The organism is Rhizobium sp. AN80A, assembly GCF_030053015.1.
GTDB lineage: Bacteria > Pseudomonadota > Alphaproteobacteria > Rhizobiales > Rhizobiaceae > Rhizobium > Rhizobium metallidurans.
Window position 1 is genome coordinate 1,352,400 of record NZ_JASJPX010000003.1, and the last position, 13,498, is coordinate 1,365,897.

Sequence of the window (13,498 nt, forward strand, 5' to 3'; positions counted from 1 at the left end):
CGGAATCAGTGCTGAAAAGCAACCGCTCCCGCCAAGTTTTATTTCCAAAGCCTTACAGCTTCGAAAGTATGCCCTCGATCTCGCCGGTGACGCGATCGATGTCTGCCATGCCATCCACCGACTGCAACTTGCCCTTGGCATAGTAGTAGCCGATCAGCGGCGATGTTTCCTTGTAGTAAGCGCCGAGACGGGTGACGACCGTTTCGCGATTGTCATCCGGACGACGCTTGAAGTGAGTCGAACCGCAGCGGTCGCAGACGCCTTCCACCTTCGGCTTGACATTTGTGTCGTGATAGCCGGCACCGCAGTTGGCGCAGGTGTAACGGCCGGAAACACGGTCCGCCAGAATCTTGTCGTCCACCTGGATCTCGACGACCTTCGACAGCTCGATACCCTTGCCCTTGAGCATGGCTTCCGTCGCATCGGCCTGAACGAGCGTGCGCGGGAAACCGTCGAGAATGAAGCCATTCTCGCAATCGGGCTGGTCGATACGCTCCGACACGATTGCGATGACGATGTCGTCAGAGACCAGCTTGCCAGCATCCATAACGGCCTTGGCGCGCTTGCCCACTTCGGTACCGGCCTGAACGGCGGCGCGAAGCATGTCACCCGTGGAAAGTTGCGGAATGCCGTACTTTTCCACGATCCGCTGAGCTTGAGTCCCCTTACCCGCGCCCGGCGGCCCCAAAAGTATAAGTCTCATCGACCCCTCTTTCCTCCACGCAACTTCGATTTCTTGATCAGGCCTTCGTACTGCTGCGCGATCAGGTGACCCTGGATCTGCGCCACCGTATCAAGAGTTACGCTAACGACGATCAAAAGCGAAGTGCCACCAAGGGATAACGGGATCCCGGTCTTTGCCACAAGCATTTCCGGAAGGATGCAGACGAAGACGAGATAGATCGCGCCGACGACCGTAATGCGGGTCAGAACGTAGTCGATATACTCGGCGGTTCGCTCGCCCGGACGGATACCCGGGATGAAGCCGCCATGCTTCTTCAGATTGTCGGCGGTATCCTTCGGGTTGAAGACGATAGCCGTATAGAAGAAGGCGAAGAAGGCGATAAGCAGAGCGTAGAGAAGCATGTAAAGCGGCTGGCCGTGACCTAGCGCGGCGACGATCGACGTGACCCAGCCCGGCATGTTCGTGGTGTTCGCGAAGCCCGCGATCGTTGCCGGCAGCAACAGAAGCGACGACGCGAAGATCGCCGGGATAACACCCGAGGTGTTGAGCTTCAGCGGCAGGTGCGAGGTATCGCCCTGGAACATCCGGTTACCGACCTGGCGCTTCGGATACTGGATCAGCAGGCGACGCTGCGCGCGCTCGACGAAGACGATGATGGCGATAACGACAATCGCGACCACGATGACCAGAAGGATCAGGCTTGTCGACAGCGCACCGGTGCGGCCGAGTTCCAGCGTGCCGGCAAGAGCGCTCGGCAGGCCGGCGGCGATGCCGGCGAAGATGATGAGCGAGATGCCGTTGCCGATACCGCGCGAGGTGATCTGCTCGCCGAGCCACATCAGGAACATCGTGCCGCCGAGCAGCGTGATGACGGTGGAAACGCGGAAGAAGATGCCCGGATCAACGACGAGGCCGTTACCGCTCTCAAGACCGACTGCAATACCGTAGGCCTGCAGCGTGCCGAGCAGCACCGTGCCGTAGCGCGTGTACTGGTTGATGATCTTTCGGCCCTGCTCGCCTTCCTTCTTCAGGTTCTCGAGCGCAGGCACGACAGACGTCATCAGCTGCACAATGATCGAAGCGGAGATGTAAGGCATGATACCGAGCGCGAAGATCGCCATGCGCTGCACGGCGCCGCCCGAGAACATGTTGAAGAGGCCGAGAATGCCGCCAGACTGGTTGCTAAAGGCCTGAGCGTAAGCTTCCGGGTTGAGGCCGGGAAGCGGAATGTGCGTTCCCAATCGATAGACGAGGAGAGCTGCCAGTGTAAACCACAGGCGCTTCTTGAGATCCTCGGCTTTGGCGAAGGTCGAGAAATTGAGGTTGGAAGCCAACTGTTCCGCTGCAGACGCCATGCGTATCTCCGCGCTACCGGTTTCGGGCTCTGACCAAGCAAAAGGCAGAACGCCGGATCGGCATTTCTGAATTATTCAAAAGCGGGCTTCGGACGGATTGCGGGCGCAACCTATGCCTCACCCTGTTGTTCGTTCGACCGTCCTGACGCACGTGCATCCGGCCGGCTTTCGTGAGGCTCACATATGGGAGCAAAACCGCCCGGTGTGAAGCACCCCGGGCGGTTTATCATAGATTAAATTACTCTGCAGCTGCGGCAGAAAGAAGCGTGACGGAACCGCCAGCCTTTTCGATCTTTTCGATCGCCGGCTTGGAAGCGCCAGCAACTTCGAACTTGACCTTTGCCTTCAGCTCGCCGTCGGCGAGAACGCGAACGCCGTCCTTGACGCGACGGATAACGCCGGCAGCCTTGAGAGCCGCTGCATCAACCGTGGACTTGGCGTCGAGCTTGCCAGCGTCGATCGCTGCCTGAACACGCTCCAGGGACACGACAACGAAGTCGGCCTTGAAGATGTTGTTGAAGCCGCGCTTCGGCAGGCGACGGTAGATTGGCATCTGACCGCCTTCGAAGCCGTTGATGGCTACGCCCGAACGGGACTTCTGACCCTTGACGCCGCGACCACCGGTCTTGCCGGAGCCCGAACCGATACCGCGGCCGAGGCGCTTGCGGCTATGGGTCGAACCTTCGTTGTCTTTGATTTCATTGAGTTTCATAGCGAATACTCCCTGCTTACTTCTCGTCGACGATGCGAACGAGATGCTGGACAGCACGGATCATGCCACGAACGGAAGGGGTATCTTCCAGCGTGCGACGACGGTGCATCTTGTTCAGCCCGAGACCGATCAGCGTGCGCTGCTGGACATCCGGACGGCAGAATCGGGCTGCCGATCTGCTCGACGGTAACCGTCTTCGCTTCGGTCTTCTTTGTAGCCTTGGCCATGGATCAGCTCCTCTTATTCTTCAGAAGCGTTACCGGAAGCGGCACGGCGAGCCTGAAGCGTTGCATACTTGATGCCGCGCTGTGCTGCGATGTCCTTCGGGTGAACCTGGTGCTTCAGAGCGTCGAAGGTAGCGCGAACCATGTTGTATGGGTTCGAGGAACCGGTCGACTTGGCGACGACGTCGTGAACGCCGAGCGTTTCGAAAACAGCGCGCATCGGACCACCGGCGATGATACCGGTACCGACCTTGGCCGAACGAAGCAGAACCTTGCCGGCGCCGTGGCGGCCGTGAACGTCGTGATGCAGCGTACGGCCGTCACGCAGCGGTACGAAGATCAGTTCGCGCTTGGCAGCTTCGGTTGCCTTGCGGATTGCTTCCGGCACTTCACGTGCCTTGCCGTGACCGAAGCCAACGCGGCCCTTCTGGTCACCGACGACGACGAGGGCTGCAAAACCGAAACGACGGCCGCCCTTGACGACCTTGGCGACGCGGTTGATCGCGACCAGCTTGTCTACGAATTCGCTATCGCGCTCTTCGCGGTTCTGGCGATCGTCGCGCGAACCTTTTCTTTCCTGTGCCATTGTCCTTTTCCTTTTTCTTTTGCGGGTGGAACGGCAGACAACACGAGGACCGCAGCAGCCTCCCCTATCGAGGAGCGTTTGCGGTCCGGTTAAAATCCGGCCGGAGCACTGAGCTCCGGCCGGAAATTCATTAGAAGGTCAGACCGCCTTCGCGGGCTGCATCCGCCAGGGCCTTGATACGGCCGTGATAGATGAAGGCGCCACGGTCGAATACGACTTCCTTGACACCAGCCTTGGAGGCGCGCTCGGCGACGAGCTTGCCAACGGCGGCAGCTGCCGCGGTGTCAGCACCGGTCTTCAGAGAACCGCGCAGGTCCTTATCGAGCGTCGAGGCAGCCGCGAGGGTCTTGCCAGCAACATCGTCGATAACCTGAACGTAGATGTTCTTCGAGGAGCGATGAACCGACAGGCGCGGACGGCCATTGGCCACCGACTTGAGATGACGGCGCACGCGGTTGGCACGACGTGCAAGTGCTTCTTTCCTGCTAGCCATTTCGCGTGATCCTTACTTCTTCTTGCCTTCTTTGCGAACGATACGTTCGCCGGCATACTTGACGCCCTTGCCCTTGTAAGGCTCAGGACCGCGGTATTCGCGGATTTCAGCGGCGACCTGGCCGACCTGCTGCTTATTGATGCCGGTGACAACAATTTCAGTAGGCTTCGGCACAGCGATCGTGATGCCGACCGGCGGCTCATAAACCACGTCGTGGCTGAAACCGAGAGCGAGCTGCAGGTTCTTGCCCTGAAGCGACGCGCGGTAACCGACGCCGTTGATTTCGAGCTTGCGCTCGTAGCCGTCCTTAACACCCGTGAAGATGTTCTCGATCATCGTGCGGGACATGCCCCACTTCGAACGAGCATCCTTCGACTGCGAGAGCGGCGTCACGACAACCGCATTGTTTTCGAGCTTAACGCCGACTTCGTCGTTCGCGACGAAGAAGAGTTCGCCCTTCGGGCCCTTTGCAGTAACCTTCTGGCCTTCGACCGTAGCCGTAATCCCAGCAGGAATCTGAACGGGCTTCTTACCGATACGAGACATTTTTATATCCTGTCTGTTCGCTATGGAGATCGATGCTCGGTATTAGAATACCGAGCAAAGAACCTCGCCACCAACGTTCTGTTCGCGAGCCTGGTGATCGGCCATCACACCCTTCGGAGTCGAAAGGATGGTGATGCCGAGGCCGTTCGCGACCTGCGGAATGGACTTGACCGAGACATAAACCCGGCGGCCCGGCTTGGACACACGGCCGATCTCACGGATCACCGATGCGCCTTCGTAGTACTTCAGCTCAATGCTGATTTCAGACTTGCCATTGCCGAAATCGACAAGGGAGTAGCCACGGATGTAGCCTTCAGCCTGAAGAACATCAAGAACACGTGCACGGAGCTTCGAAGCAGGCGTCGATACCGACGACTTGCGGCGGGAAGCGCCGTTACGGATGCGAGTGAGCATATCGCCCAACGGATCAGTCATTGTCATCTAACCTGCTCCTTACCAGCTCGACTTGACGATGCCCGGCACCTTGCCGAGATTGCCGAGTTCACGCAGCGCGATACGCGACATGCGCAGTTTGCGGTAGTATGCGCGCGGACGGCCCGATACTTCACAACGGTTGCGAATACGGGTCTTCGATCCATCGCGCGGCAGGGATGCCAGCTTGATCGAGGCCTTGAACCGCTCTTCGATCGGAAGAGCCTGGTTCATGATGATCGCCTTCAGCTCGGCGCGCTTAGCGGCCTGGCCGGCGACCTTAATACGGCGGCGCTTGTTCTTTTCAACTGCGCTTGTCTTCGCCATGTGCGGTTCCTTTTCTACGCTCGTCGTTACGGTTACTGACGGAACGGGAAGTTGAACTCTGTGAGCAGAGCCCGCGCTTCGTCGTCCTTGGTGGCCGTCGTGCAAACGATGATGTCCATGCCCCACATCTGATCAACCTTATCGTAGTTGATCTCAGGGAACACAATGTGCTCCTTGATGCCCATCGCGAAGTTGCCACGGCCGTCAAAGCTCTTCGGGTTCAGGCCGCGGAAGTCGCGAACGCGCGGAAGCGCGATGTTGATCAGGCGGTCCAGGAACTCGTACATGCGAGCGCCGCGCAGGGTAACCTTTGCGCCGATCGGCATATCTTCGCGGACCTTGAAGCCAGCGATGGAGTTGCGTGCACGGGTGATGACCGGCTTCTGACCAGCGATAGCGGCCAGGTCAGCTGCGGCAACAGTCGGCTTCTTCGAGTCAGCCGTTGCTTCACCAACACCCATGTTGATTACGATCTTGTCGATCTTCGGGATCATCATCTCGTTGGCGAAGGAGAACTTCTCCTGCATCGCCGCGCGGATCCGCTCGACATATTCCTTCTTGAGCCGCGGCTCGTACTTTGCCTGAGCCATCAGATCACCTCACCGGAACGCTTGGCCACACGGACCTTCTTGCCGTCAACAACCTTGAAACCAACGCGGGTCGGCTTGCCGTCCTTGTCGATGATCGAGACGTTGGACAAGTGAACCGAGGCTTCCTTGCTGATGATGCCGGCTTCCTGGGTCTGCGTCTGGCGCTGGTGGCGCTTCACGACGTTGACGCCACGAACCACGGCGCGATCTTCCTTGGGCAGAACCTGAAGGACTTCGCCAGTACGGCCCTTGTCCTTGCCTGCGAGCATGACGACCGTGTCGCCCTTACGAATCTTTTGCATCGTTCGTGCTCCTTACAGAACTTCTGGAGCGAGCGAGATGATCTTCATGTGGTTCTTGGCGCGAAGTTCGCGCGGAACCGGTCCGAAGATACGGGTGCCGATCGGCTCTTTCTTGTTGTCGATGAGGACTGCTGCATTGGTGTCGAAGCGGATGATGGAACCATCAACGCGACGGATTTCCTTGGCGGTGCGAACGACAACCGCCTTCATCACGTCACCCTTCTTCACGCGGCCGCGCGGAATAGCTTCCTTGATCGAAACGACGATAACGTCGCCGATCGAGGCATACTTGCGCTTAGAACCGCCCAGCACCTTGATGCACATGACACGACGTGCGCCGGAATTATCCGCCACGTCGAGGTTTGTTTGCATCTGAATCATATCAGGTCGCCTTCTTGTGTTTACCGGGATGGTTGGGCTGCGCCCCCTACCCCGGCATATGAAAATTGTCAGCCGGCCGCTTGCCACGAGAGCAGGCGAAAACACGGCAATAGCTTGACTAGCGCGGGATCGATCGTGCCAGGGTGGTTTCCCAAACGGGACCTTCCGTGCGCTCAAAGCAAAAGAACGCTCGACGAACGAGCGTTCTGACGCTGCTTCATACAGAAATTTCCGCGAGACGCAAGGCCTCGCGAGAAATTCTTACTTTGCCTGGCCGGAAATAACCGTCCAGCACTTGTCCTTCGAGATCGGCGCGCATTCCTCGATGGATACGGTATCGCCGATCTTGTACTGATTGTTTTCGTCGTGGGCCTTGTACTTCTTGGAACGACGAACGGTCTTCTGCATCAGCGGATGAGCGAAACGACGCTCAACGCGGACAACTACAGTCTTCTCGTTCTTGTCGCCAACGACGACGCCCTGCAGGATGCGCTTCGGCATATTCTTAGGCCTTTGCTTCTGCCGCCTTCTGGCGGGCAATGGTTTTCACGCGGGCGATGTCCTTGCGAACTTCGTTGACGCGGGAGGACTTCTCGAGCTGACCGGTGGCCTTCTGGAAGCGCAGGTTGAACTGCTCCTTCTTCAGGTCGGCGAGCTTGTCCTTGAGCTGATCGGCCGTCAGGCCGCGAACTTCTTCGGCTTTCATGTGCCTTGCTCCTTACTCTGCAATGCGCTGTACGAAGCGCGTCTTGACCGAGAGCTTGGCAGAGCCGAGGCGAAGCGCTTCGCGAGCGATTTCTTCGCTGACGCCGTCGATCTCGAACATCATGCGGCCTGGCTTGACCTTGCATGCCCAATATTCAACAGAGCCCTTACCCTTACCCATACGGACTTCGGTCGGCTTTGCGGTTACCGGAACATCCGGGAACACGCGGATCCATACACGGCCAGCACGCTTCATGTAGCGCGTGATCGCGCGGCGGGCCGCTTCGATCTCGCGTGCATTGACGCGGTTTGGCTCCTGAGCCTTAAGGCCGAATTCACCGAAGGCGAGGTCGGAACCACCCTTGGCGACGCCCTTGATGCGGCCCTTGAATTGCTTGCGGTACTTGGTACGCTTTGGCTGCAACATTTTCTTATTCTCCGAACTTATCTGCCACCAACGCTATTAAGCGTTGTCGCGGCGACGATCGCGGTCGCGGCTAGCCGGACCCTGAGCATCACCCTCGAGTGCGCGGCGCTCGGAGGCCATCGGATCGTGCTCAAGGATTTCGCCCTTGAAGATCCAAACCTTGATGCCGCAGATACCGAAAGCGGTTTCCGCTTCGGCTGTGCCGTAGTCGATGTCAGCGCGCAGCGTATGCAGCGGCACGCGACCTTCGCGGTACCATTCCGTACGAGCGATTTCAGCACCGCCGAGACGGCCCGCGCAGGTGATCTTGATGCCTTCGGCGCCAAGACGCATCGCGGACTGAACGGCGCGCTTCATGGCGCGACGGAAAGCAACACGACGCTCGAGCTGCTGAGCGATCGACTGGGCGACCAGAACAGCGTCGACTTCCGGCTTGCGAACTTCAACGATGTTGAGGTGCGTTTCGGAGTTCGTCATGTCCGACAGCTTCTTGCGGAGCTTGTCGATGTCTGCGCCCTTCTTGCCGATGATCAGGCCCGGACGAGCCGAGTGGATCGTGACGCGGCACTTCTTGTGCGGACGCTCGATAACCACCTTGGAGATACCAGCCTGCTTCAGTTCGTTCATGACGAACTTGCGCATCTTCAGGTCTTCGTGCAGCAGCTGACCGTATTCGGCATTGTCCGCGAACCAGCGGCTATCCCAGGTACGGTTGATGCCAAGACGGAAACCAATCGGATTGATTTTCTGACCCATTATGCGGCCTCCTCGGTGGCGGCTTCAACTTCGCGAACAACGATCGTGAGGTGCGCAAAGGGCTTTTCGATGCGCGATGCACGACCACGGCCACGAGCGTGGAAACGCTTCATGACGATCGACTTGCCGACGTAAGCTTCCGCTACGACCAGCGAGTCAACGTCGAGATCATGGTTGTTCTCGGCGTTGGCGATCGCGGATTCGAGCGTCTTCTTGACGGCGCCTGCGATGCGCTTGCGGGAGAATTCCAGCTCAGCGAGTGCGCGCTCGACCTTCTTGCCGCGGATAGCCGCGGCAACCAGGTTGAGCTTCTGTGGGCTGACGCGGAGCGTGCGGGCGACTGCTTGCGCCTCGTTGTCCTTCAGCCGGCGTTCGGCTTTTGCCTTGCCCATCGTTACTTCCTCTTTGCCTTCTTGTCCGCACCGTGACCGTAGTAGGTCCGGGTCGGAGAGAATTCACCGAATTTGTGACCGACCATGTCTTCATTGACATTGACCGGAACATGCTTGCTGCCGTTGTAGACGCCGAAGGTGAGACCGACGAACTGGGGCAGGATCGTGGAGCGGCGGCTCCAGATCTTGATTACTTCTGCACGTCCGCCTTCACGAACCTTCTCAGCCTTCTTGAGAAGATAGCCGTCAACGAACGGACCTTTCCATACTGAACGAGCCATTGGAGACTTCCTCTCTTACTTCTTACGCTGATGACGCGAGCGCATGATCATCTTGTCGGTCGACTTGTTCGACCGGGTGCGCTTGCCCTTGGTCGGCTTGCCCCACGGAGAAACAGGATGACGACCACCAGACGTGCGACCTTCACCACCACCGTGCGGGTGGTCGACCGGGTTCATGACGACGCCGCGGTTATGCGGACGCTTGCCGCGCCATACGGTACGACCGGCCTTGCCGTCGTTGATGTTGGCGTGGTCAGGGTTGGAAACCGCACCGATCGAAGCAAGGCAGGAGCCTGGCACGAGACGCTGTTCGCCGGAGTTCAGGCGAAGGATCGCCATACCTGCATCGCGGCCTACGAGCTGTGCGTAGGAACCAGCGGAGCGAGCGATCTGACCGCCCTTGCCCGGCTTCATTTCCACGTTGTGGATGATGGAGCCAACCGGGATGTACTGCAGGGGCATGGTGTTGCCCGGCTTTACGTCCACAGCCTTTTCAGAGGCGATGACCTTGTCGCCGGCAGCAAGGCGCTGCGGAGCGATGATGTAGGCCTTTTCGCCGTCGGCGTAGGAGATGAGCGCGATGAACGCGGTACGGTTCGGGTCGTATTCGATACGCTCGACCGTGCCTTCGACGTCGAACTTGCGACGCTTGAAGTCGATCATACGATACGTACGCTTGTGACCGCCGCCGATGAAGCGAGCCGTGATGCGACCGAGGTTGTTACGACCGCCGCTCTTGGTCAGACCTTCCGTCAGCGCCTTGACCGGCTTGCCCTTGTAGAGCGAGGAGCGGTCGACGATGACCAGCTGACGCTGGCTCGGGGTCGTAGGATTGAATGTTTTCAATGCCATGTTTTTATTCCTCAGAGACCGGTGGAGACGTCGATCGTCTGGCCTTCAGCCAAAGTCACGATTGCCTTCTTCACGTCCTTCTGCTTGCCGGCAAAACCGCGGAAACGCTTGGTCTTGCCCTTGCGGAGCAGAGTGTTGACGGCCGTGACCTTGACGCCGAAGAGCGCCTCGACTGCAGCCTTGATTTCCGGCTTCGACGCCGTCTTAGCGACGTTGAAAACAACCTGGTTGTTTTCCGATACCAGCGTGGACTTTTCGGTGATCGACGGCGAGACGATCACATCATAGTGGCGAAGATCGGTCACTTGAAACGCTCCTCTAGAGCTTCAACGGCAGCCTTGGAAAGCACGAGCTTGCCACGGCGCACGATGTCATAAACGTTGATGCCCTGGATCGGCAGAACATCGATGTTCGGGATGTTCTTGGCTGCGAGCTTGAAGTTGCCATCAAGTTCGGCGCCGCCGATGAAGAGAGCGTTGGTCAGGCCGAGCGTTGCGAAGGTCGAAGCCAGCGCCTTGGTCTTTGCTTCAGCAGCAACCAGGTTGTCGATGATGATGACATCGTCGGACTTCAGCTTGGCAGACAGCGCGTGACGCAGGCCGAGAGCGCGAACCTTCTTCGGAAGATCGTGTTCGTGGCTGCGAGCAACCGGGCCGTGAGCCTTACCACCGCCGCGGAACTGCGGAGCGCGAGCCGAATGGTGACGAGCGCGGCCCGTACCCTTCTGCTTGTACATCTTGGCGCCGGTGCGCCATACGTCGGCGCGGCCCTTTGCCTGGTGGGTGCCCTGCTGCTTCTTGGCAAGCTGCCAGCGGATGACGCGGGCGAGAATGTCTTCGCGGGGCTCGAGACCGAAAATCGCGTCAGAAAGAGAAACCTTCCCTGCGTCTTTTCCCTCGAGGGTCTTGACGTTGAATTCCATTGGTCTGGCTCCCTTACTTCGCGGCCGACTTGACGGCGTCGCGCACGATGATCCAGGCACCCTTGGAACCGGGTACTGCACCCTTGATCAGGATCAGACCACGATCTTCGTCGGTCGAAACCACTTCAAGGTTCTGAGTCGTTACGCGCGTCTGGCCCATGTGACCAGCCATCTTCTTGTTCTTGAAAACCTTGCCCGGATCCTGGCGCGAGCCGGTCGAACCGTGCGAGCGGTGCGAAACCGACACACCGTGCGTGGCGCGCAGACCGCCGAAGCCGTGACGCTTCATGGCGCCGGCAAAGCCCTTACCAATCGTCGTGCCGGTGACATCGACGAGCTGACCGGTGGCGAAATGGCCAGCCTTGAGCTCGGTGCCGACGTCAAGCAGGTTGTCTTCCGTGACACGGAATTCAGCGAGCTTGGCCTTCGGCTCGACGTTGGCAATAGCGAAATTGCCGCGCATCGCCTTGGACGTGTTCTTGACCTTCGCCGTGCCAGCACCAAGCTGAACCGCGGCGTAGCCGTTCTTTTCTACTGTGCGCTGGGCTACGACCTGGCAGCCTTCCATACGCAGTACTGTTACCGGAACATGTTCGCCGGCGTCGTTATAGACGCGGGTCATGCCGACCTTCTGTGCAATCACACCTGAACGCATCGGTTCAATCCTTCCAACTCAGCTCGAGCTAGGCTCAGAGCTTGATCTCAACATCGACACCAGCGGCGAGATCGAGCTTCATCAGCGCGTCTACCGTCTGCGGTGTCGGGTCAACGATGTCGAGGAGGCGCTTATGCGTGCGCATCTCGAACTGCTCGCGGCTCTTCTTGTCGATGTGTGGGGACCGGTTTACCGTAAACTTCTCGATGCGAGTCGGAAGCGGAACGGGGCCCCGGACGCTTGCGCCGGTGCGCTTCGCCGTCGACACGATCTCGCGCGTCGAAGCGTCGAGAATGCGGTGATCGAACGCCTTCAGGCGAATGCGGATATTTTGGCCGTTCATTCGACGTTATCCTTGTGTTTGTTACTTACGCGCCCTTGATCAAGGCACGGGTTGTTTTATTCCCTAAAGGCGGACCACCGGTTTCAAAGATCGAGAGGGACGTCGGAAACCGGCATCCCTATCCAGTCTTCAGGCCTTTCGGCCACCTTTATGTTAGTTTCAGTCTGCCGCTTCGAAACAACGAAGCAGCACGCAAACAGCGCTTGCGCGCCATGTGCCGTATTTCTCTGTAATAAGCAAGCGGCTAAAGCCACTTGCTTCATAATAATGTCATCGAAGCGGCCGTCCCTTTCGAGACGGCCGATCTCAATGATTACTCGACGATCGAGGCAACGATGCCAGCGCCGACGGTACGGCCGCCTTCGCGGATAGCGAAGCGCAGCTTTTCTTCCATCGCGATCGGAACGATCAGCTCAACGGCAACCGTGACGTTGTCGCCAGGCATAACCATTTCCGTGCCTTCCGGCAGCGAAACGATACCGGTCACGTCCGTCGTGCGGAAGTAGAACTGCGGACGGTAGTTCGTGAAGAACGGCGTATGACGGCCGCCTTCTTCCTTCGTCAGGATGTAGGCCTCTGCCATGAACTTCTTGTGCGGCTTGACCGAACCCGGCTTGCACAGGATCTGACCACGCTCGACGCCGTCACGGTTAACACCGCGAACCAGTGCGCCGATGTTGTCGCCGGCCTGGCCCTGATCGAGCAGCTTGCGGAACATTTCAACGCCGGTAACCGTCGTCTTCGAGGTGGCGCGGATGCCGACGATTTCGACTTCTTCACCAACCTTGACGATGCCGCGCTCGACGCGACCGGTCACGACCGTACCGCGGCCCGAGATCGAGAACACGTCTTCGATCGGCATCAGGAACGGCTGGTCGATCGGACGCTCAGGCGTCGGGATGTAGGCGTCGACAGCGGCCATCAGCTCGCGGATCGCGTCTTCACCGATCTTCTTGTCCGAATCTTCGAGAGCGGCAAGAGCCGAACCCTTGACGACAGGAATGTCGTCGCCCGGGAAGTCGTAGGACGACAGGAGTTCGCGAACTTCCAGCTCGACGAGCTCGAGCAGCTCGGCGTCGTCAACCTGGTCGACCTTGTTGAGGAACACGACGATCGCCGGAACGCCAACCTGACGAGCGAGCAGGATGTGCTCGCGGGTCTGCGGCATCGGGCCGTCGGCAGCCGAGCAAACCAGGATCGCGCCGTCCATCTGTGCGGCACCGGTGATCATGTTCTTGACGTAGTCGGCGTGGCCGGGGCAATCAACGTGGGCATAGTGACGGTTGGCCGTCTCATACTCGACGTGTGCCGTCGAGATGGTGATGCCGCGTGCCTTTTCTTCCGGAGCGGCGTCGATCTGGTCGTACGCCTTGAACTCGCCGAAATACTTCGTGATCGCTGCCGTCAGAGACGTCTTGCCGTGGTCAACGTGGCCGATCGTGCCGATGTTAACGTGCGGCTTGTTGCGCTCAAACTTACTCTTTGCCATTTAGGCTCTCCATTCTTGCAAGTCCGCGAGGGACTTAATTCTT

Annotated in this window: 23 protein-coding genes and 1 pseudogene; all 24 read right to left on the reverse strand. The window is 58.9% G+C overall.

What is annotated here, in order from left to right; genetic code table 11:
• Window positions 1-52: 52 nt before the first annotated feature.
• Window positions 53-703 (reverse strand): adenylate kinase, encoded by a 651-nt coding sequence (locus tag P3R82_RS18240; RefSeq protein ID WP_183899647.1) that lies wholly within the window; start codon window positions 701-703, stop codon window positions 53-55.
• Window positions 700-2,040, reverse strand: a complete 1,341-nt coding sequence (secY, locus tag P3R82_RS18245; RefSeq protein ID WP_283194827.1) for a preprotein translocase subunit SecY — start codon at window positions 2,038-2,040, stop codon at window positions 700-702. Before secY ends, P3R82_RS18240 begins: the two co-directional genes overlap by 4 nt.
• 238 nt (window positions 2,041-2,278) lie before the next feature.
• Entirely contained in the window at window positions 2,279-2,752 is a 474-nt protein-coding gene (rplO, locus tag P3R82_RS18250) for a 50S ribosomal protein L15 (protein WP_007531682.1), read from the reverse strand.
• Between the two features lie 16 nt (window positions 2,753-2,768).
• A pseudogene (gene rpmD / locus P3R82_RS18255) lies at window positions 2,769-2,979 on the reverse strand (50S ribosomal protein L30).
• Window positions 2,980-2,992: 13 nt separating this feature from the next.
• A complete protein-coding gene (gene rpsE / locus P3R82_RS18260; protein ID WP_018900261.1) occupies window positions 2,993-3,562 on the reverse strand; it encodes a 30S ribosomal protein S5 in 570 nt (189 codons plus the stop codon).
• Between the two features lie 130 nt (window positions 3,563-3,692).
• Window positions 3,693-4,055, reverse strand: coding sequence for a 50S ribosomal protein L18 (rplR, locus tag P3R82_RS18265; RefSeq protein ID WP_018900262.1), 363 nt, complete (start codon window positions 4,053-4,055; stop codon window positions 3,693-3,695).
• Between the two features lie 12 nt (window positions 4,056-4,067).
• Window positions 4,068-4,601, reverse strand: a complete 534-nt coding sequence (gene rplF / locus P3R82_RS18270; protein WP_183899643.1) for a 50S ribosomal protein L6 — start codon at window positions 4,599-4,601, stop codon at window positions 4,068-4,070.
• A 42-nt stretch (window positions 4,602-4,643) separates the two neighbouring features.
• Window positions 4,644-5,042, reverse strand: a complete 399-nt coding sequence (rpsH, locus tag P3R82_RS18275) for a 30S ribosomal protein S8 (protein ID WP_037063300.1) — start codon at window positions 5,040-5,042, stop codon at window positions 4,644-4,646.
• Between the two features lie 12 nt (window positions 5,043-5,054).
• Entirely contained in the window at window positions 5,055-5,360 is a 306-nt protein-coding gene (rpsN, locus tag P3R82_RS18280) for a 30S ribosomal protein S14 (protein WP_183899642.1), read from the reverse strand.
• A gap of 32 nt (window positions 5,361-5,392) precedes the next feature.
• On the reverse strand, window positions 5,393-5,950 hold the full coding sequence (gene rplE, locus P3R82_RS18285) for a 50S ribosomal protein L5 (RefSeq protein WP_183899641.1): 558 nt from the start codon (window positions 5,948-5,950) through the stop codon (window positions 5,393-5,395).
• Window positions 5,950-6,252: a 50S ribosomal protein L24 gene (rplX, locus tag P3R82_RS18290; protein WP_018900267.1), complete on the reverse strand. Its 303-nt coding sequence runs from the start codon at window positions 6,250-6,252 to the stop codon at window positions 5,950-5,952. Before rplX ends, rplE begins: the two co-directional genes overlap by 1 nt.
• A 12-nt stretch (window positions 6,253-6,264) precedes the next feature.
• Window positions 6,265-6,633 (reverse strand): 50S ribosomal protein L14, encoded by a 369-nt coding sequence (gene rplN, locus P3R82_RS18295; protein WP_018900268.1) that lies wholly within the window; start codon window positions 6,631-6,633, stop codon window positions 6,265-6,267.
• A 261-nt stretch (window positions 6,634-6,894) separates the two neighbouring features.
• Window positions 6,895-7,134, reverse strand: a complete 240-nt coding sequence (rpsQ, locus tag P3R82_RS18300; protein WP_018900269.1) for a 30S ribosomal protein S17 — start codon at window positions 7,132-7,134, stop codon at window positions 6,895-6,897.
• Window positions 7,135-7,138: 4 nt separating this feature from the next.
• A complete protein-coding gene (gene rpmC / locus P3R82_RS18305; RefSeq protein WP_016553554.1) occupies window positions 7,139-7,339 on the reverse strand; it encodes a 50S ribosomal protein L29 in 201 nt (66 codons plus the stop codon).
• Window positions 7,340-7,351: 12 nt separating this feature from the next.
• On the reverse strand, window positions 7,352-7,765 hold the full coding sequence (gene rplP, locus P3R82_RS18310; RefSeq protein ID WP_003573792.1) for a 50S ribosomal protein L16: 414 nt from the start codon (window positions 7,763-7,765) through the stop codon (window positions 7,352-7,354).
• 36 nt (window positions 7,766-7,801) lie between these two features.
• A complete protein-coding gene (gene rpsC, locus P3R82_RS18315) occupies window positions 7,802-8,521 on the reverse strand; it encodes a 30S ribosomal protein S3 (protein WP_113010801.1) in 720 nt (239 codons plus the stop codon).
• Window positions 8,521-8,913, reverse strand: coding sequence for a 50S ribosomal protein L22 (rplV, locus tag P3R82_RS18320; RefSeq protein ID WP_018900271.1), 393 nt, complete (start codon window positions 8,911-8,913; stop codon window positions 8,521-8,523). Before rplV ends, rpsC begins: the two co-directional genes overlap by 1 nt.
• Window positions 8,914-8,915: 2 nt before the next feature.
• Window positions 8,916-9,194 carry a 30S ribosomal protein S19 gene (rpsS, locus tag P3R82_RS18325; RefSeq protein ID WP_112820303.1) on the reverse strand — a complete coding sequence of 93 codons (279 nt, stop codon included), beginning with the start codon at window positions 9,192-9,194 and terminating at the stop codon, window positions 8,916-8,918.
• A gap of 15 nt (window positions 9,195-9,209) precedes the next feature.
• Complete coding sequence (gene rplB, locus P3R82_RS18330) at window positions 9,210-10,046, reverse strand: 50S ribosomal protein L2 (RefSeq protein ID WP_283194828.1); 837 nt, start codon at window positions 10,044-10,046, stop codon at window positions 9,210-9,212.
• 11 nt (window positions 10,047-10,057) lie between these two features.
• Window positions 10,058-10,351, reverse strand: coding sequence for a 50S ribosomal protein L23 (locus P3R82_RS18335; protein WP_183899639.1), 294 nt, complete (start codon window positions 10,349-10,351; stop codon window positions 10,058-10,060).
• The gene (gene rplD / locus P3R82_RS18340) at window positions 10,348-10,968 is read right to left on the reverse strand and encodes a 50S ribosomal protein L4 (RefSeq protein WP_183899638.1); all 621 of its coding nucleotides are present in this window, start codon (window positions 10,966-10,968) and stop codon (window positions 10,348-10,350) included. Before rplD ends, P3R82_RS18335 begins: the two co-directional genes overlap by 4 nt.
• 13 nt (window positions 10,969-10,981) lie before the next feature.
• Window positions 10,982-11,623, reverse strand: a complete 642-nt coding sequence (gene rplC, locus P3R82_RS18345) for a 50S ribosomal protein L3 (protein WP_112941573.1) — start codon at window positions 11,621-11,623, stop codon at window positions 10,982-10,984.
• A gap of 34 nt (window positions 11,624-11,657) precedes the next feature.
• The gene (gene rpsJ / locus P3R82_RS18350) at window positions 11,658-11,966 is read right to left on the reverse strand and encodes a 30S ribosomal protein S10 (protein ID WP_003547547.1); all 309 of its coding nucleotides are present in this window, start codon (window positions 11,964-11,966) and stop codon (window positions 11,658-11,660) included.
• A gap of 313 nt (window positions 11,967-12,279) precedes the next feature.
• Window positions 12,280-13,455 carry an elongation factor Tu gene (gene tuf / locus P3R82_RS18355; protein ID WP_183899628.1) on the reverse strand — a complete coding sequence of 392 codons (1,176 nt, stop codon included), beginning with the start codon at window positions 13,453-13,455 and terminating at the stop codon, window positions 12,280-12,282.
• Window positions 13,456-13,498 lie beyond the last annotated feature (43 nt).